Origin of the sequence: Pseudarthrobacter sp. SSS035 (genome assembly GCF_023273875.1) — a bacterium.
Lineage (GTDB): Bacteria > Actinomycetota > Actinomycetes > Actinomycetales > Micrococcaceae > Arthrobacter.
In genome coordinates, this window is record NZ_CP096882.1 from 4,582,214 (window position 1) to 4,599,973 (window position 17,760).

Here is a 17,760-nt window from a genome sequence, read left to right on the forward strand (position 1 = left end):
CCTGACTACTTAGCCAGGAAGTCCAATGCGGTCAGCGCCAGGGCTGCAGCGCCGTCGTGGATTGCACGGTTGGCTGCTTCGCCAACACAGTGCGCGGCAAACTCCGGCTGATGATTGGCCGCCGGGAAGCAGCCAAGACCGATATAGGGGTGGATGGCCGGAACCACTTGGGAGACGTTGCCCATGTCGGTGGAGGCCCGGTTCATGGTCGCTTGCTCAGGTGGCACGTCAAAGTCTCGGCCAAGTGACTCTGCATGCCTGATATACAGTTCCAGCGCCCGCAAGTCTGTTCGGAACTCGGAATAGGGTTCCGATTCCGGCGTCACGGACAGCTCGCAGCCGGACGCCAAGGCTCCCGCTTCAAAGCAGCGGTGGACGCGCCCTTCCAGGCCTTTCAGCTGAGAGAGTGATTCGGCACGGACGTACCAGCGGCCTTCTGTCTTTTCCGGGATGGCGTTCGGAGCCTCACCCCCACGGGTTTGAATGCCGTGCACGCGGGTGCCGGCGGGCAGTTGCTGCCGGAGAAGGCCGAGAGCGACCTGGGCGACGATGAAGGCGTCGTTGGCGTTGACGCCCTGTTCGGGATACGCGGCGGCGTGGGCCGATTTGCCCCGATACTCCACGTGGTTGTGGGCTACCGCGAACGGGCGGGCCTCGGCCGAGTCAACCGGGCTGGGGTGCGCCATCATGGCAAGGTCAAGACCGTGGAAGGCGCCCTTCTTGAGCAGTTCGATCTTCCCGCCCCCACCTTCTTCGGCGGGGGTACCGTAGAGTTCCACCGTCAGGTCACGCTCGGCCGCGAACTCCGCGAGGGCCACCACTGTGCCACACGAGATGGCCGTGATGATGTTATGGCCGCAAGCATGCCCCAAACCCGGCAGGGCGTCGTACTCTGCCATGACGCCGATCCGATGGCTACCGTTTCCGAAGACCGCCCGTATGGCGGTAGGAAAACCCAGATATCCTTTTTCGACGTCGAAGCCGTGCCGCTCCAGATAGTCAGCTGTCCACCCGGCCGCTCGGTGTTCCTGCCAGCCAAGTTCCGGGTTCGCGTGGAGCGTCTCGGAGAGCCGGGTCAGCTCCGCTTGCTGTCCGGCCACGGCCTCCAACACACGTGTACGTTGTCCGCGCTGAACCGCCGGACTCAGCGCAGTTGCCTGTTCAGCGTTCATCGCCTGGCACCCCATAGCCAATGGAAGACGCGGGATCGAGTCCCCGAACCACATAATCCTGACGCTGCGGAAGCCACACTTCCAGCAACCGCTGAAGCTCCGCAATGGGGTCTTCATGCCAGTCCACGCGCAGGTCAGTGTCCCTCCAGCCGTGACCGGAGACCACGGAGATACCCGCGGACATCACGGGACCGACTTCCCCGCCGGCGGCTTCAGCGGCCCTTAGCGCAGCCAGGAGCCGTTCTTCGAGTTCACCGGTGGCAGCTTCGAAACCATCGCAAAGTGCCTGGGCGACAGCCGGGCTCGCCAGCATGTTGCCGGCCGCCACGCTGTTCTTCCCCCGGCCCTCGCCGACGACGCCAAGCGTGTGTGCGCCGCTAAAGACAGCGGAAGCGCCCGTGGAATCCAAGACCACCAGCTGGCGGTAATCTACCCCGGGAGCTTCGCGGACAACCGCGTCCAAGGCCTCCTGTGCGGAGAAACCGGCCTCCAGACGATCCAGCAGGGCGCTGCCGAGTCGGGGATCGGTAATGTTTTGCGAGCTCACCGCGCCCACACTGTCCCGCAGGTGGGCGCAACGTGCGGCGACAGCGGGGGAAGAGGAAGACACGGCAAGGCCAAACCGGCCGCGTCCATCCGTGCCGGCGATGCTAAACGTCACGGCGTGACCTCAGAGAGCACAGCGGTAGCGTCGATCTCCACCAGCCACTCGGTCCGCGCCAGCGCCTGCACGACGATTCCGGTCGAAACCGGGAAGACACCCTTGAGCCAGCGGCCCATGACGCGGTAGACCCTCTCGCGATAGCGCGGATCAATGATGTAGACAGTGACTTTGACGATGTCTTCGAGGCTGCTGCCGGCTTCCTTCAGGAGCATGTCAATATTGGCCATGGCCTTTTCCGTCTGGGCTTCGACGTCACCGATTCCCACGGATTCCCGCGTGTCCAGGTCCTGTCCGATCTGGCCCCGAAGATAAACCACCCCGTTCGCCACCACTGCCTGGCAGAGGTCGTTGTCCAGGTTCTGCTCCGGGTAGGTGTCCTTGGTGTTGAATGTACGGATTCGCTGGTGTTTCACTTAGCCGCTCCCTTTCCGTTCTGCTGGCTCTTATGGACTGTTCTAAAACGTCTCGAACTCAGCTTCCGCCTGCGATCCGAATCTGTCCAACAGTCCTTTTAGAACAAATTCATCTGCAAAACAGATGAATCGGGTATTCTTATCGAATGGACGTCACACTCACGCAATTGCGCTATTTTGCGGAAGCGGCCGCACAGCTGTCGATGACAGGTGCCGCTGGCCGTCTGAACGTGGCGCAATCTGCCGTGTCGGCAGCGATCGCACAGCTGGAGCGCCACATCGGCACGCAGTTCTTCATCAGGCAGCGCTCCAAAGGGCTGATACTGACTCCTGCCGGCGAGCTGTTCTTGCGCGACACCCAGGCCATTCTGGCCCACGTCGAGGAAAGCCTTGACCATGCCCGCGGCGAGCAGCAAAGCGTCAAGGGCCGCGTCCGCATGGCATGCTTCAGCACCCTCGCGCCGTTCCTGCTTCCCGGCGTCCTGAGCAGGCTGCGCGAGGAACACCCGGCACTGGAAGTAGAAGTACTCGAAACGGACATTTCAGGGTGCGTCAGCGCGCTGATCAACGGCCAGGCAGATCTGGCCTTGTGTTACGACCTCGACCTGCCGGAGGGAATCGCAGGTTCCGTGGTGCAAACGGCCCGGCCCTATTTGGCGATTCCACCCCATCATGCGCTTGCCGGTTCGGACAGCGTCCCGCTGTCGGCACTCAAAGATGAGTCGTTTGTGCTGCTGGACCTTCCCCACACCCGGGATCTCATGCTGTCAATCGCCCGGCTGAGCGGCGTGGAACCGGACATTAGATTCCGATCTGCCAGTTACGAGACCGTGCGTACTTTTGTAGCCCGGGGCCTTGGCTACTCCATTCTTCACCAGCGCCCTCAACACAAGCTGACCTACGACGGCGGACAGATAGCAACTGTGGAGATCCAGGACAACGTACCCGAACTGCGGACGGTACTGGCCCATCTGCAGTCGCAGCGCCCAACTGCACGGGTGCGGGCAGTCGCACAGGCGGTCCGGCACCAGATTGTTGCCGCGAAGGCTGCAGCACAGCCCTAACAGCGCAACCAGGTCCGCGGGCGGTGCCCTGTCACGGTCTTCCCGGTTTCCCCATCCCAGCGACCGTAAGTGACAGTGTTTGCCAGCAGGAAGATCCCACCTTCCGGCGGTCTTCCAACTGTTTTGGGCCGCAATACCTTGCATAAAACACAGAGAGTTGGCGGCAGCAGCAGCGGCGCTTATCGGCGGCCGCGCTGGCACGTAGCTCATAGTCGCGTGCCGTGCCCCGACCACACCTTCATCGAAATATCAGATGCACTTTCCATGAAATGGCTATTAGACAGATTCGGCGCGCAGGGGAAGGATAGGACATGCCAGCAATTGGGCGTGATCCACATCACGGGTTCCTGGTAGCCAGTTCCGGAATGGCGGTCAACGCGGACCACCACAGCGGACTCGCTCCCCCACAACCCCAGCATCGGATTGTTTCCTCCAGGAGTAACAGTGAACACCAATAATATTGAGGGGCGGATCAGCCGAAAAGGCCTGCGTACAAGCATCACGGCCGGATCCATCGGCGTCTTCGTCCACTGGTTTGAGTGGGCCATCTACGCCTATCTTGCCTCGACGATCGCCGTCGTCTTCTTCCCCCAACAGGACAGCACGGCAGCCCTGCTTTCTGTTTTCGCGGTCTTTGCCATCAGCTTCGGCGTCCGGCCGCTCGGCGCCCTGATCTTCGGAACTCTTGGCGACCGGATCGGGCGCAAAAAGACGCTATCGATCGTCATCCTGTCGATGAGCGGCGCTACTCTCGTTGTCGGCCTGCTGCCGACGTACGATGCCATCGGCATCTGGGCTCCTGTCCTGCTCATAGCTGCCCGCGTCGTGCAGGGCCTGGCCGCCGGTGGAGAATTCGGCAGCGCGGCTGCGTTTCTGGCGGAGTATTCGCCCCGCAAGCACCGCGGTTTCGGTGTCAGCTGGCTTGAGTTCGGTAGCCTCCTGGGCTTTCTCGCGGCTTCCCTGGTGGTGTTCGTGCTGACCAGCACGATGGACGCGTCGACAATAGAGAACGGCGGCTGGCGCATACCGTTCCTCATCGCCGTTCCGCTAGGTGTGGTGGGCTTCTACATCCGTACCAAGATCGAGGACACCCCGGAGTTCAAATCACTGGAAGAACTCGACAACATCCCCCAGAGCCCGGTGAAAGAGGTTTTCACTCGGCACTGGAAGCAACTGTTGCAGATGAGCGGGCTGGAAATCATGATGCACGTGACCTTCTACGTCGTACTTGTCTACCTCCTGACCTACCAGGAATCCGTACTGGGCTTTGACGCGGGAACCGCCGCGCTTCTCTCCACCGTGGCATCCGTCGCAGGACTCATCCTCGTACCCCTGATGGGGGCGCTCTCGGACCGTATCGGCCGCAAACCGCTCCTGATCGCTGCAGCCATCTCACTAATCGTGCTGTCATACCCGCTGTTCCTGATCATGCAGTCCGGCACCCCATGGGCAGGCGCGGTGAGCACCATCGGTCTGGGCGTTATTCTGGCACTCATCCTCGGCGTCCACGCGGCAGCCGCGGCCGAGCTCTTCCCGACCCGCACACGTCAAACCGGCCTGTCCATCGCCTACAGCATCACCGCAGCGATCTTCGCCGGCACCGTACCGTACGTCCTGACCTGGCTCATCGCCCAGACAGGCAACCAGATGATGCCCGCGTTCTACCTCGTACTCGTCGGACTGATTGGCCTGGCAGCCGTGCTGACCATGAAAGAAACCAAGGGCAGCAACCTCTTCGGCGACGAAGACAACAAACAGGCAGCCACCCTGCCGGCTCAAACGGATGACACGCTGGCTTCCTTCCACAAAACCACGCCCTAACCCGGCGGCAACAGCACGGCCCACGGACAGCACCACGCTGGTCGTGGGCCGCTGCCGTGAGATGGCCGGACGACGGACAACCAACAATCAGGAGCACCCACGCAACCCGCCGGAACTCGCCGCGTTGAACGTCTTCATCCGCGAACGCAGCCTGGCCACCGCATGACCGGCGGAGAACTCACCGCCGCACAAATCCGGGCACTCTGAACCGTCCCGGGAATCATGCCGCCTGTTTGTTGGCGGTTGCGTCGGGTAACGTGCCGGTTTGTAGATCATAATATGTCTGCTCGTATTGCTCTGGCGTCTGGTGATCCAGTGCGGAATGCAGGCGTTCGTTGTTGTACCAGTGGACCCACTCGAAGACGATCTCGATCACGTCGGTTTCGGTCTTCAACGCCCCGGCGCGGAACGGTGAATCCTTCGCGACGGCGTCGTTCTTGAACAGCCCCATCACCGTCTCGGCGGCTGCATTGTCATAGGCATCACCGACGCTGCCAATGGACGGCTGCAGGCCCTCCAGGGCCAGTGTGTCGGTGTAACGGATGGAGGTGTATTGGCTTCCGGCATCGCTGTGGTGAATCAGTCCCGCCGGTGCCGGGCGGTCGGTGTGTTCGCGCCGCCACAGGGCCATCCGCAGGCAGTGTTCGACGAACGCGGTGTCCTTGACGGTGGAGGTTTCCCAGCCGACGATCGCCCGGGAGTACAGGTCGATGACCAGGGCGACGTAGACGAATCCGGAGTAGACCGGGACGTAGGTGAAATCAGTGACCCAGACCTGGTTCGGGGCCGGGGCGGTGAAGTTCCGGTTCAGCAGGTCGCCGGCGCGGCGGCCGTCCTTGCCGGGGATGGTGGTGCGGGTCTTGCGGCCTCTGATGAGGCCGTTCATGCCCTCTTCGCGCATGAGCCGGTCCACGGTGTGTTTGGAGGCTTCCGGGAAGCCGTTATGGCGCAGCCACTGCGTCATTTTCCGCCGTCCGTAGATGATCTCGGGCCGGGGGCGTCCCTTCGCGTCGGGGACTTTCAAACTGCGGAGCGCGTCGGTGATGCGGGCGTCTTCGATGGTGCGCAGGGCTGGCAGGCGTTTCTTCCACGCCCGGTAGGTTCGTGCGGCGACCTGCACGCCCTGCTCCCGCAGGACGGCACCGATCGACTCGACCGCATAACCTTCAGCGCGCATTTCGTCGATGAATCGACAGATCAGCGGCGGCGAGGGTCGAGCTCCCTCGCGAAGAAAATCGAGGCCTGTTTGAGGATCTCGTTGGACTCTTTCAAGTCCCGCACCTCAGCCCGGAGCCGTTTGATTTCTTCCAGCTCGTCACTGCTTGGTCCGGTCTTCTCACCGGCATCGACCTGGGCCTGGACAACCCAGCGGCGCAGCGATTCGGGGCCGACGCCGAGCTTTGGCGCCAGTGCCTTGCAGGCAGCATAAACAGACGGATATTCGGACAATCGATCCATGGTCATGCGCACTGCACGGTCACGGACTTCGGGCGGGAACTGCTTGGGCATAGTCACTATCTTTCTCAAATTAGATAGCGGCATCAAACCCGGGACGGTTCAATGGCTTCGACGCCATCGACCGAGCTGTCATAGAAACTCACACCCCACTGCCCACCACGGCTCCGCATCGAGAGCCTCCTGGCAGCCACGAACAGGATGCCACACGCTCCGTGCCGGCGCGGCAGGGGGATCTACCCGGGCGCCTGGCAACAAGACCGAGTCCATAACCATGACCACACCTTGGGGCTGCGGGGGCATTCCGGCTCCTCCGCACGCGAACCTCTGAAAATGTTGGCCTAGGACTGCATCCGCGGCGAACCGCTACACACGACAAGAGGCCATTTATCGGCGACGAACCAACGGGAGGGGAAGGGGAGGCGAAAACTCCTGTCACCTACCCCACACTAAGAGGCCAATCAGTCGACGTGGTCGACGAATTCTGATGTACTTCTTGTCCTTGACGTACATCATGTACGTAATGCATGATGCATGTATGACTACTCCAACTCATCAGCGACGCACCTTTGGCTTCGCCGATGCCCGAAAGTCCTTAAAAGCGATCCTTGATACAAGCGACCGCGGCGGCTTGTCAGTGGTCACGCGTGGGGGAAGTTCGGCTTCGGTGGTCAACACAGACCGGCTCCGTGCGTTTCTGGTGAGGACTACACCGGCAAATGTTCAGGTCGTGCCTGAGGACGGGGCATGGGCAATGTTTATCCCGGGCCTTCCCTTGGCAGCTGAGGGCACCACACTCGAGGAGGCCACCCTTGACCTGATCGATGCCCTCCGAGACTACGCCGAAGACTGGGAAGATCATTTGAGCACTGCACCGAACCACGACGGAAACTGGGCGCTGGTGCAGATCATCGATGCCTCCGCTGATGAGCAGCTGGCGGAGTGGCTGACCGGTAGCACGCGGTGAGCCAAAAGTACCCACCCGCCGCCAGAGATGACCACGAGTCCTTTTGCAAAATCGAACACTGGAAGCCTGTGCTAAACGCGCTGGGCCAGAAAGTTCGCCACCACGCCACCTATGAACTTGCGTTGCATGACGGGCGGATCCTGCGGACACGAATTTCACGGCCCGTGGACAGGACTACCTATGGCGCTTCGCTTTGGGGTGCAATCCTCAAGGACCAACTAGAGGTCACAGTGGACGAATTCTGGGCATGTGTGAACGATGGCAGCCTGCCTGACCGGGGCACACCTGAGGTGCCGCAGAACGCGTTGCCGTTGGAGCTGGTCATCCTGCTGACCAGAACGGCAAAGATCCCGGAGGAGACCGTGGCCGCCATGACGAAAGAGGAGGCCGTGAAGGCCATGAACGATTTCTGGACCGCCAGTACAGCAGATCCGAAACAACCCTAGACACAAGGCGGAGGCCACGGATCGCGAATCCGCGGCCTCCGCCGTTATTGCGGATCCGAATGTCCGCTGCGCTGGGCGTACTTATGCCGGCGCGGGCTCCCTTCCTGCTGCTGCGTGGGTGATCGGGTGCCTCAGACTCTTCTCAGCCTGCAGACGCGCCCTAGGGAAATGGTAGCCAGCAATCTCTGTGGCCTAAGATCAGCGTGTGAATCAAGGGGAAACCAAGTCATCTCAACGTCATGCATTCATTTCGTACGTCCACGAGGACAAGGAAAGGGTTGACAGGCTCCAGGAAGTGCTTGAGGCTGTCGGGGTTTCGGTGTGGCGGGATACCAAGGATCTCTGGCCTGGGCAGAACTGGGAAGATCAGATCCGCGCAGCGATCAAGTCCGAAAGTCTGGTGTTCATAGCGTGCTTCTCCGAGCACACGGCCGCAAAGACCAAGACCTACCAGAACCTTGAACTAGTGCTGGCAGCTGATGAGTATCGTCTGCGGCCGCCCAGCACCGATTGGCTCTTGCCGGTCCGGTTTAGTGAGTGCGTTGTGCCGGACTACAACCTTGGGGCTGGACGGACGCTTGGGTCGATTCAACGCACGGATCTGTTTGGAGAGTCGGAGACCCTCCAAACAATTCGACTCGCGGAGGTTGTTAAGCGGATTGTCTTACCGGAACACTTGGCAGAACAGCCAATCGAGCCTGCCATTGCGGTAGGTATGGCGGAGTCGCGGAAGGCCGATTCCCCACGCGCGGTCAAGATACAGGAAATCAAAGCTCTCCTGCGCGATCCCAACGGCGACATTTCGTTGGAGGACCTGGCCAAGGGCGTCCTGAAGCCAATTCGGAGTGTCCTGAACGATCCAGAGAAATTCCCCACATCCATGCCGTCTGCGGTTGCCAACTCCCAGCTTGCCCATGCTGGGTACTTCATCAAGCAGATCCAGCAGTATGACAAGGCTTTGGAGCCCGCGTTCCAGCTCATTCAGCTAGGCGCGATGTACGGCTTGCGCCGTCATGAACCCATTTGGACACGCCTCGTTCAAGACTTGGCGTCCACCGCGCAGCGGACCTCAGGAAACACCGCACTCTTGGCTCTGCGCGGCTACCCTCTCGTTGTTATCGCCCACGTAGCCAGCATGGCAGCCATAGCACGCGACAACTACGGCGCTCTCCGGGCGTTCGTTGCGGATCCGGAGGCACGGACCACCAACGGCAAAATCCCTGTCGTGATGGAGTTCGGCCCCCGCCAGGTTGTGAGCGAGATCCAATGGATACCGTCTGCGCTCGTGATCGCTGAAGACAACGGTGTCGAGGCAGACGAAACTGATCGAGGGACTCCTCAGCGGAAGTATTGGGAAGCGCCACACGCCTATTTCCGACCATATCTTCCGACTCCTGATGCCTCTTTTTGAGGATTACGTCGGGGACGAGGAAGAATATGCCGAGGTGTTCGACAGGGCCGAGATATTCATGGATCTAATGGCCGCCGATGCCGCAGTAGTAAACCCTGACCTATACCGGGGGTGGCGTGGAGGGTACGGCCGGTACACATGGAAGTACATGCGCTCAAGGAACCAGCCAGAAAAAGCCCTCAGCGCTGCCTTTGAGGCCTCGCCCCAAGGCTGGTCCCCGCTTCTGGACGGGATCTTCGGCGGCGCCGCGGAACGGGCCAAAGCAGCGTTTTCAGACGTAATCTCCAACGCCGAAGCCGTACGCCAGAACCAGTGGTAGCCGCCTGTGGGAACGCCCGATGCGACTTCTGGGACCTCGTTCCGACTATGTGCCCGCTCTAGTGAAGAGACTTTGAGTCGGCTGAACGGTCTCGCTTAGGGTTTGCCCTGGCTGCGCTGCCTGCCGGTCTCTGTCAATAACGGAGTAATCGTTCGAGGGCGGCCGCCGCCAGCCCGGCCGAAATTCGTTCAGACAGGTGAAACTTGCACCGTGAGCCCGCAGGTAGAGTCCCAAGGCGCACCGAGGCTACCAGCGGGCACAACCACGGGCCGAAGGCGCCTACCAATCCCACCACCTGCCGGAATCCCGCGCTGGCATGTTTGTAAGGAGAAGATTTATGGATCAGGATGCTCTTGTTCTACCGATCTTGCTGTTCGCGGTTGTCCTTTTTCTTGCCGTTGCAACATTGGTCGTCGGCGTGATCGAGCTGGCCTTTTCCGAGAGCGGGGCATCGGCCAAGCCGCAAAACAGCGCAAGCAGTACGTCACCACCGTTGTCAAGGTGCTTCTCTCTGTGGGCGCCGGGGCCATAGTGGCCATACTGTTCCTGGAGCCGGACTCATGGAGCGAAGTATTGCCGGGGTTGCCTACTTACGCGCCGGCGGTGTCGCTGATTGCTGTAGTCATCGCCGCGCTTGTCTCTTACAAACTGGAGGTAGCAAGCGAAGTACCTGGTACGTTGCATGACTTGCACACCGATCTCAAGAAGTCCTGGGCCGAAGAGGAGATCCTGAGCAGGTATTCGTTGGCACGCCACAGGAGTTGGCTGGAAGGCTTCAAAGCAACCAATGGCGGTCGTTCAATGACGTCATCGAAGCGATCCCTCGACCCGCGATTCCAAGCCGCCATCGACCTGTCTCTAAATGGGAACTATCCTGTAGAACGGCCCGTAGCGGCGATCTTAGAGCCTCTCATGGCTCTAAGGTACTTAGTGCCAAACAGGCCACTGCTAGGCGCTCTGACGGCTTGAGGGCGCGTTTAGACGGTACTGGCTTCGAGTCGCCCTTGAGATGAGCCGGTGGAGTCCAGCCAGGGAACGATTAGAAGTTCCACTCCCAGGAGGCGGAGCCGAACAGATCCCGGAACACCAGCGTGCCGGTGGTTTCGGGGACGTCCAGAACGACCTTGGCAGCAACCTTCTCAGCCGGCCCCATGCCGGCGCTCGGGAACGTCTCAGCGTCATCCAGGCATAAGAATGAGGGGCCGGTCCACAAGCTGCCGTTGAACGTCGTGCCAGCAGCGGTGATGAACTTGAAGCTGACCGGGCTGACGTCGAACGACTTGACCGTAGCGTTGCCCAGTGCCGGCGTCGTCTCGGCGGTGACGTCCAGGACCACAAAGTGGCCATTCTCGGCCGGCTGCGCGAACTGCGCCGTGCACGCAGCGTCAACCGTAATGGCGTTGATGGTGAAGTTGACCGTCGCCTCTTTGGTCTCGGAATCGAACATCCCGGCAGGCTCACCAATCGCCTTGATGAAGTTGCCGCGGGCAGACTTGGACGGCTCTGCAGCAGCCGGAGCTGCAGCGGAGCTGGCACTACCGCCGACAGGCGTAACGGTAGGCGCCGTAGCGTTCGGGTTGTTGCTACTGCAAGCGGACAATCCGAGTCCAGCAGCCGCAGCAATGAGCACAACGGTAGCCAGGGGCTTTGTGTACTTCATGGTCTCCACGGTGCCGCCCATGTCAGTAGCCTCTGCATTCTGCTTTGGCGGCGATCACTTGCGGGGACAGCGCCTCGACTTTCAGCGCCAGGGTGTCCAGCTTGGCGGTGGAGGCCTCGATCCCGGAGATGTTGAATCGCGCCGCTGCTTCCATCGCGTCGGAGCTGTACCCCAGCCCCTCGCTGGCGTAGCCGAGCACCTGCTCGGACAGGTCAATGTACCGCTGGCAAGCGGCAGGGGTGACCTCTACCACCCGCTCGACCTCGACGGTCTTAGCGGAAGTAGATCCGGCACCGATGCCGAAGGTGATCAGCAGTGCGCCGAAAGCGCCTGCCACCTGCAGCCCGGTGCGTGTGAATGGGGTCATTTTACTTGCTCCTGCCGCGGCTAACAGTGCGGCTACTCGCTTCATGGCTCCTCATCCCTGCGTGCTCGTCGCACAGCGTCTTGATCCAGCCGCACGACCGGGGCCTGCCCGGCTGGCCGCACATCCACGGCGTGCCAACATCCAATCCCATTGCGTCAAGGCAAACACGAGTAACGTGTACTCATTTCAGACAGAGCAATTGCCCGTGACATACAAGTAATGTTCGAAGTCGTCTGCGGGGCCCACCGGGACGCAGGTAACGACCTTAGCTACTAGTCCTTGGTCTCGATCCACGCCAGGATCTGGCGTGCTTCGTCCAGATGGTGCACAACGCGCCCCACGGCGCTACTCGCCGTGCCCTCCACCTGTTCGGCGTCGCGCTCCAGCGACAGCCGGCCCTCGGCCAGTAGCTCGTTGAGCCTGTCCTGTACGTCCAGCAGGGTTCAGCGCGGGGGAGCTTTACTATCTGATAGGGCCTAAGGGGACGGACCGAGGAGGCCGGCCCCTTAGGCCCGCTGCAACGTGTGGGCTACACCCACGTCACTTTCGGGGCATCCTCCGATGGCGGCGAAACCGGTAAGGCTTCCCACCAGGCCGGGTCCCCGTAGGGCAAGCCATTGGCTTTGGCCCATACGTCCATCTCCGAGCTGACCGGGATGTCGCCAGCGGGAGCGAAGGCTCTCGCATCGCGGCGCTTGGTGTTGACCGTCCCGGTAACAACCTGCATGTGGTCTGGCCGCACGCAGAGCGGCCGGTTGCATGTGTGATCCAAAGTCTTCCCCCTGGCATGGCCGCCGTAGAACCAGACGTAAGCGAAGCGGTGGGCCAACCAGGGCCCGCCTGCGTGGAACTTCCCGTAGCCATCATCTGGCCGCTCCCGCCACATCCAGCAACCATAGATCCAGTCCGGCTCGATAGCGCAAAGGAATCTGGCCAGCGTCTTATCCTGGGCGGCTTGGGATCTGGTCGTCAGAGCCAGCTGTTCATGCGGCCTGCAGTAGTCGGCCCGCGTCTTCCTCTCCTTGGAAAACAGCTTGGTCTTGCACCCATCGGCACGGCACTCGGGTTGCTTCCGCCACCACTGCTGATAATGCGTGGTGCACCGACCCTTGCCCTTGTAATCCTTGCCTGTGATGCACGTTATCGGATTGCCGTCACCGTCCATTGCGCAGACGTTTTTCTTGGCCAAAGCGGTCCCCCATCCTGTAGCGGATTTTCAGACCATTTCATCGTATCGATGCCCGGTTTACCAGTATTGCTGGGCAGTTTTCAGCCTGAGTTCAACGGCCAGCTTCAAAGATGCCCTTTATGTATTTGCGGTCTGTGGTGGCCGTGGAGCCCCGGAGGAACGGCCCTAGGTCTTGATCTGATCTTGATCTCGACCATTGCTAATACCGGGGCAGGCCCAAGCCGTAGCCGGCCCCATTCATCTGAAACTCACAAGCCGGCAACAGGAATCGCCGACGGATTGATCCGGGAAATACCGGATCAAGATTTACGTTCAGATCGTAGCCATCACTGACAGCTGTCTTAAACGCCTGAAGCCCGCGGGAACGGGCCTCAGTGTTCCTGGGACAGTCCAACCGAACCGCACCCAGGGTGTGTATTGCTATACACCACCTACGGTATGCCCTAGGCATCAGCGCCACGAAGCAGCAGGGCTGCGGTTCCCGAACTTTTGAAGGGAACACGATGAAGAAATCTAAACGGAACAAACCTCCGTGGGCGATGTTCAGCTTCCTGGTGAACGTCGTTCGTCTGGTTTTGACGATCATCCACGCACCCCTTGACTAGCCTCCGGTGGGGGCCGGCCATTCGGCCGGCCCCTTAGGACCGGTTCTACAGAACCGGACACCGCAGAGGGAGGGATGAGGGCAGGGGCTTGCCTTGTTGCCCCACAGGGATCTGTGGGACTAAGGGCAAGCGTTGACACCGCGTCGGTCGGACGGTCGGTTGTCGGTTGGCTACTGAGTAGCTCGCAAGACCCACGGCATTACTCGTGGGCAGTGGCGGCATATGCCTTGCGATCTGGCAGACCCGCAAGGGTCGGCTGTAGGTGCTGGCACTCCTTCGATTCCGGGGATTGCTCAACCCGGTGAAACACCCTGTCGCAAGGCTCGACTGTAGAGGCGGCTCTAACCCGCGTACCGGCCGTGTGGCCCTAGAGTTTGGGGTTCGTTGCCGTTCCAGGCAACACGCTCAGCTCTCTCACCGCGCTTTCTACTCAACCGTTGGCGCAATTGGTAGTACGGCGGGAAGGGCGGAAGCCCGTTCCGAATTTCGCGCGGCCCGGCAGGACCCTAGCCCGAGACCGACGGGAGCATCCCGAGCGGGCGAGTACCGACCAAGAGCCGCTATGACGGTAATTGCCAGTGATCGTCCCGTAGAGCGTTCCCCCTACGGACGGACTTTTGGCCCGCTTCCATCGACAAGCTGCGGTCCAGCCGTTACTTTTCTCCACGCGGCCTTAGCGTACGATTTTTTCCTTTTTCTGAAGCGACCCCTTGTACGGCGCGATTTTCGGCCTCGTCGTCCTGAAGCTGCTGCTCGGCACCGTCCTGCTTGCCGGGCGCCGTCGCCCCGCACCCTGACGGCCACAGCCGCTCACTGACCCACGCGAGTCGGGTGGCAGTCCCCCGCCACCGGACTCGCCGCCTTCCGCCCGCCGATATTCGACAAAGGCTGAGATGATGGGAACCGAACTGCCCCACTGTCTGATCATCACCAACCCCGAAGACCTGGCCGGGGGCGCCCGCTCCTGCCGATAGGAGCACAGCGTGTCCAGACCCGGACTGCGAGCGGCGGCTGCGGTGGTCCTCGCACTCGTCGCGTCGTCTTGCGCAAGCAGCACCTCGAGCGAGGCCCCGGACTTTACCCCGCCTCCGAGGGCGAGCACTACGACACCGGAGAGCCCGCAACCCCCGCCGAGTCAGCCATCCAGCGCGCGAGAGCCGGGCACCACGATCACCACAGCCGCGAGCGACTTCGGCCAGATGCTCTTCGATGCCAAAAAGCAGGCCATCTATATCTGGGAGAGTGAGGAGAGCATCAGGCCGGAGTGTTACGACGACTGCGCTGAAGCGTGGCCACCCGTGCTGACCGACGGAGCGCCGACCGCTAGCGGCGAGGTCGACTCAGCGCTGCTGGGGACGACGAAGCGGCGGGACGGCACGATCCAGGTCACCTACAACGGGCATCCGCTCTACTTCTACGCGCACGAGGGGCCTGGCGAGGTGAAGTGCCACAACGTCTCGACCCACGGGGGGCTCTGGTGGGTCGTAGATCCGGACGGGATCCGAGCCCCGTAGCTGCAGTGCAGGCGGAGCCGAATCGGCGGCGCATCCTGCAGCTACGTGGCGTGGGCTCACCATCCGGGGACTGGCTGCGCCTCGTGAAACTCGATGGTGCAGCCACCAGGGATGTTGAGGTGCGGGTGAGACTTGGCCAGCTCACAGCGGCGAGTACCAGGTCGCCAAAGATCGTCGCCGTTTGGCGAGACGGTGACGGCTTGCGCTGCGTTTTACCTCCCTGCGGACGCTGTCGCGAGCTCATCAGACAAGTCGACCCAGCCCATCTCGACACCGAGATGATTCTTGGATCAGGTCAATCCGCATTGCTGCGAGAAAGGCTGCCAGCAAATGAATGGACAGAGCCGCTGGCGTCTGACTGAGGCGCACCGTAGACCGATCCCTTTCGTGCACTCGAGCTTGTCCGTTCAGGGTTCCCCTTACGGGCGCTCAAATGACGTGTTGACTTCGCAAATAGCGGGATCTCTCCTTTGCAATCTTGGCCTGACTCGGTGAACACCTGCCTCAGCCCAAAGTGTACGTATTCCGTCTTCTGAAGCGGTCCGTAGCAACGTAGTTCATCCCAAGAACACTTGAAATGGCGTAAAGAAACCGGGCGGCAGCTCAACGACAAACCGGGCAGAACAGGCACTTTCTACAGAGAATCATCAAGGACGTCACGAGCACCTATGTGGTGCGGGTGTGCGGGGAGTCGATGACAGACGCCGGGATCAGTGACGGGGATGAGCTGATCGTGAACCGGGCGCTGGAGCCGCACGACGGGGCCGTGGTCGTCGCGGTCCTGGACGGGGAGCTGACGATCAAGCGGCTGCGGATCACCCCGACAGGGGTGGTGCTGCAGGCGGAGAACCCGGCGTACCCGGACATTGAGGTCCCCGCCCTGTCGGACCTGACCATCTGGGGCGTAGCGACCAGGTGTTTACATCATGTCTAACGCGCGCTTTTCCGATAAACGGGAATGGGAACGTGGTACCTGTTCGGCGGCGCGGGATGTCTAAGCCGGCGCTTATGCGGCACATGCCGCAGATCGGGTACGTGGACGTGAACTGCTTCTACGCCTCCGCGGAGCGGGCCTTCGACCCATCCCTGGAAGGCAAGCCCGTGATCGTGCTGTCCAACAATGACGGGTGCGCGGTCACCCGCTCCCCCGAAGCAAAGCCCTGGGCATCGGCATGGGCGATCCCTGGTTCAAACTCGCACCGCGGGCGAAGGAATGGGGCCTGGTCGCGCTGTCCAGCAACTACGAGCTCTACGGGGACATCAGCGCCTACGTGATCAACCCTGCTGGGCCGTACTCGGCCTGGCTGGAGGTCTACAGCTCGACGAGGCCTTCCTCGGCGTCAAAGGCACCCCAGCCGAGCTGGCCGCGATGGGCCGGTCCATGAAGACGGCCGTCCGGCGGCACGTCGGCGTGCCGGTCTGCGTCGGGATCGCCCCGACGAAAACGCTGGCAAAGCTGGCCAACAAGTGGGCGAAGAACAACAAGGCCTTCGCCGGGGTGTGCCATTGGGACTCCGTCCCCGCAGCGGAGCGGGAGGCCTTGCTGGGCCGGCTGTCCGTGGAGGAAGTGTGGGGCATCGCCGGACGGTTGACCGGGCGGCTGAACGTGATGGGCATCTTCACCATCGCCGACCTGGTCCGGGCCGACCCGGTCGCGATCCGGGACAAGTTCTCGGTCGTGATGATGCGCACCGTCCTGGAACTGCAGGGCACCGCCTGCATCCCCATGGAAGAAGAACGGATCGGCCGGGACCAGCTGATCCTCTCCCGCTCCTTCGCCAAACCCATCACCACCGCCGCGGGGATCAGGCAGGTCATGAGCGTGTACGGGCAGCAGGCCTCAGCCCGGCTGGCCAAACACGGGCTGCAGGCCAAAGTCCTCACCGCGTTCGCCGGGACCTCCCACTTCAACCCCAACGACACCTCCTACCCCTCAGTCTGCGTGCCGTAACCGATGCCCACCGCTGACCCGGTAATCCTGACTAAAGCCGGCCACGCCCTCCTGCCCCGGATCGTCGAAGGCGTCCGCTACGCCCGGGCAGGCATCATGGTCACCGACCTGCGCCCCACCGGCAACCAGGCACTCCTGTCACTGTTCGAAAACCCACACGAAGAGGGCCACATCAACACCCTTCTCGAAGACGTCACCCGAAGGTACGGCCGCGGTTCCATCGGCCTCGAGCACGGCGCAATCCGGGGCGGGCCGGAGTGGACCATGAAACGCGACATGCTCTCCCCCAGATACACCACCCACTGGGACGAACTCCCCCTCGTCAAAGCGGCCTAACGGCTGCTGTCTGCACCCAGGAAGAAATCAAGCACATGACCATCACTCACGAAGCTCCCACCCTCAACACCCCCGTGGACGTCAGATTCGCAGCCTGAGGCACTCCCCTGGCCATCCGCTACAACGGACGCATTTGGGCTGTCACCTAAGAACCTGTCCACTCGTTCACCAGGGACTCGTGGTGGGAAACCCGCCGAAACGTGCCCGTAGGAGTCGGGAACGTCGTCGACATCGAACACTGGCGCATTCAGGTCCGGTCTATCTGCCCTCGCTAAGGGTTCCCAGCCATGTGGGTTGTGGACTGGGGTCCTCTCGAAACGCACGAATTATCTACCCCTCGAGGCACGTTCGTATGGAGGACGGTGAAGTGCAAGCCCTTCGGCGGAATCTTGCTAGAGAGCAGGGT

The 17,760-nt window shown here is 61.6% G+C and carries 15 protein-coding genes and 2 pseudogenes; 10 read left to right on the forward strand and 7 right to left on the reverse strand.

What is annotated here, in order from left to right:
- Nucleotides 1–5 precede the first annotated feature (5 nt).
- Genes MUN23_RS21235 through MUN23_RS21245 form a run of 3 tightly spaced genes read right to left on the reverse strand, consistent with a single transcriptional unit; the run spans nucleotide 6 to nucleotide 2,249 of the window.
- Complete coding sequence (locus MUN23_RS21235; RefSeq protein ID WP_248760973.1) at nucleotides 6–1,172, reverse strand: M20 family metallopeptidase; 1,167 nt, start codon at nucleotides 1,170–1,172, stop codon at nucleotides 6–8.
- Nucleotides 1,162–1,833, reverse strand: coding sequence for a DUF1028 domain-containing protein (locus tag MUN23_RS21240; protein WP_248760974.1), 672 nt, complete (start codon nucleotides 1,831–1,833; stop codon nucleotides 1,162–1,164). Before MUN23_RS21240 ends, MUN23_RS21235 begins: the two co-directional genes overlap by 11 nt.
- On the reverse strand, nucleotides 1,830–2,249 hold the full coding sequence (locus MUN23_RS21245) for a RidA family protein (RefSeq protein WP_248760975.1): 420 nt from the start codon (nucleotides 2,247–2,249) through the stop codon (nucleotides 1,830–1,832). The genes MUN23_RS21240 and MUN23_RS21245 overlap by 4 nt, the downstream gene beginning before the upstream one ends.
- Before the next feature lie 146 nt (nucleotides 2,250–2,395).
- On the opposite strand from MUN23_RS21245, the gene MUN23_RS21250 reads away from it, so the two are divergent.
- Together MUN23_RS21250 and MUN23_RS21255 are read left to right on the forward strand one after the other, a co-directional pair.
- Nucleotides 2,396–3,313 carry a LysR substrate-binding domain-containing protein gene (locus MUN23_RS21250; RefSeq protein ID WP_248760976.1) on the forward strand — a complete coding sequence of 306 codons (918 nt, stop codon included), beginning with the start codon at nucleotides 2,396–2,398 and terminating at the stop codon, nucleotides 3,311–3,313.
- Between the two features lie 444 nt (nucleotides 3,314–3,757).
- On the forward strand, nucleotides 3,758–5,134 hold the full coding sequence (locus MUN23_RS21255) for an MFS transporter (RefSeq protein WP_248760977.1): 1,377 nt from the start codon (nucleotides 3,758–3,760) through the stop codon (nucleotides 5,132–5,134).
- Nucleotides 5,135–5,354: 220 nt separating this feature from the next.
- Here the strand turns inward: MUN23_RS21255 and MUN23_RS21260 are convergent.
- A protein-coding gene (locus tag MUN23_RS21260) for an IS3 family transposase (RefSeq protein ID WP_248760978.1) occupies nucleotides 5,355–6,643 on the reverse strand; the annotation gives its coding sequence in 2 pieces (ribosomal slippage) (nucleotides 5,355–6,370 and nucleotides 6,370–6,643; 1,290 coding nt in all).
- Nucleotides 6,644–7,319: 676 nt separating this feature from the next.
- On the opposite strand from MUN23_RS21260, the gene MUN23_RS23710 reads away from it, so the two are divergent.
- The 5 genes from MUN23_RS23710 to MUN23_RS21285 all read left to right on the forward strand — a co-directional run bounded on the left by MUN23_RS23710 (nucleotide 7,320) and on the right by MUN23_RS21285 (nucleotide 10,264).
- Complete coding sequence (locus MUN23_RS23710) at nucleotides 7,320–7,556, forward strand: hypothetical protein (RefSeq protein ID WP_371875949.1); 237 nt, start codon at nucleotides 7,320–7,322, stop codon at nucleotides 7,554–7,556.
- 164 nt (nucleotides 7,557–7,720) lie between these two features.
- Nucleotides 7,721–8,002 carry a hypothetical protein gene (locus tag MUN23_RS21270; protein WP_248760982.1) on the forward strand — a complete coding sequence of 94 codons (282 nt, stop codon included), beginning with the start codon at nucleotides 7,721–7,723 and terminating at the stop codon, nucleotides 8,000–8,002.
- 205 nt (nucleotides 8,003–8,207) lie between these two features.
- Nucleotides 8,208–9,413, forward strand: coding sequence for a toll/interleukin-1 receptor domain-containing protein (locus MUN23_RS21275; RefSeq protein ID WP_248760983.1), 1,206 nt, complete (start codon nucleotides 8,208–8,210; stop codon nucleotides 9,411–9,413).
- A complete protein-coding gene (locus tag MUN23_RS21280) occupies nucleotides 9,400–9,732 on the forward strand; it encodes a hypothetical protein (RefSeq protein ID WP_248760984.1) in 333 nt (110 codons plus the stop codon). The genes MUN23_RS21275 and MUN23_RS21280 overlap by 14 nt, the downstream gene beginning before the upstream one ends.
- 337 nt (nucleotides 9,733–10,069) lie before the next feature.
- The gene (locus MUN23_RS21285; RefSeq protein WP_248760985.1) at nucleotides 10,070–10,264 is read left to right on the forward strand and encodes a hypothetical protein; all 195 of its coding nucleotides are present in this window, start codon (nucleotides 10,070–10,072) and stop codon (nucleotides 10,262–10,264) included.
- A gap of 507 nt (nucleotides 10,265–10,771) precedes the next feature.
- On the opposite strand, the gene MUN23_RS21290 is transcribed toward MUN23_RS21285, so the two are convergent.
- The 3 genes from MUN23_RS21290 to MUN23_RS21300 form a co-directional block, all read right to left on the reverse strand.
- Nucleotides 10,772–11,413, reverse strand: a complete 642-nt coding sequence (locus MUN23_RS21290; protein ID WP_248760986.1) for a hypothetical protein — start codon at nucleotides 11,411–11,413, stop codon at nucleotides 10,772–10,774.
- Nucleotide 11,414: 1 nt separating this feature from the next.
- Nucleotides 11,415–11,759 carry a hypothetical protein gene (locus MUN23_RS21295; protein ID WP_248760987.1) on the reverse strand — a complete coding sequence of 115 codons (345 nt, stop codon included), beginning with the start codon at nucleotides 11,757–11,759 and terminating at the stop codon, nucleotides 11,415–11,417.
- Nucleotides 11,760–12,288: 529 nt separating this feature from the next.
- The gene (locus MUN23_RS21300) at nucleotides 12,289–12,948 is read right to left on the reverse strand and encodes an HNH endonuclease (protein WP_248760988.1); all 660 of its coding nucleotides are present in this window, start codon (nucleotides 12,946–12,948) and stop codon (nucleotides 12,289–12,291) included.
- A 1,804-nt stretch (nucleotides 12,949–14,752) separates the two neighbouring features.
- Between MUN23_RS21300 and MUN23_RS21305 the strand changes: the two genes are divergently transcribed.
- The 3 genes and pseudogenes from MUN23_RS21305 to MUN23_RS21315 all read left to right on the forward strand — a co-directional run bounded on the left by MUN23_RS21305 (nucleotide 14,753) and on the right by MUN23_RS21315 (nucleotide 17,354).
- Complete coding sequence (locus tag MUN23_RS21305) at nucleotides 14,753–15,067, forward strand: hypothetical protein (RefSeq protein ID WP_248760990.1); 315 nt, start codon at nucleotides 14,753–14,755, stop codon at nucleotides 15,065–15,067.
- A gap of 628 nt (nucleotides 15,068–15,695) precedes the next feature.
- A pseudogene (locus tag MUN23_RS21310) lies at nucleotides 15,696–16,001 on the forward strand (LexA family protein); the annotation flags it as partial.
- 56 nt (nucleotides 16,002–16,057) lie between these two features.
- A pseudogene (locus MUN23_RS21315) lies at nucleotides 16,058–17,354 on the forward strand (Y-family DNA polymerase).
- Nucleotides 17,355–17,760: the final 406 nt, after the last annotated feature.

Excerpts from the sequence above, each read along its gene's own strand:
- MUN23_RS21285 (WP_248760985.1), top strand. The coding sequence starts at position 10,070 with ATGGATCAGGATGCTCTTGTTCTACCGATCTTGCTGTTCGCGGTTGTC.
- MUN23_RS21305 (WP_248760990.1), top strand. The coding sequence starts at position 14,753 with ATGCTCTTCGATGCCAAAAAGCAGGCCATCTATATCTGGGAGAGTGAG.
- MUN23_RS21295 (WP_248760987.1), bottom strand. The coding sequence starts at position 11,759 with ATGACCCCATTCACACGCACCGGGCTGCAGGTGGCAGGCGCTTTCGGC.
- MUN23_RS21250 (WP_248760976.1), top strand. The coding sequence starts at position 2,396 with ATGGACGTCACACTCACGCAATTGCGCTATTTTGCGGAAGCGGCCGCA.
- MUN23_RS21290 (WP_248760986.1), bottom strand. The coding sequence starts at position 11,413 with ATGGGCGGCACCGTGGAGACCATGAAGTACACAAAGCCCCTGGCTACC.
- MUN23_RS21280 (WP_248760984.1), top strand. The coding sequence starts at position 9,400 with ATGCCTCTTTTTGAGGATTACGTCGGGGACGAGGAAGAATATGCCGAG.
- MUN23_RS21235 (WP_248760973.1), bottom strand. The coding sequence starts at position 1,172 with ATGAACGCTGAACAGGCAACTGCGCTGAGTCCGGCGGTTCAGCGCGGA.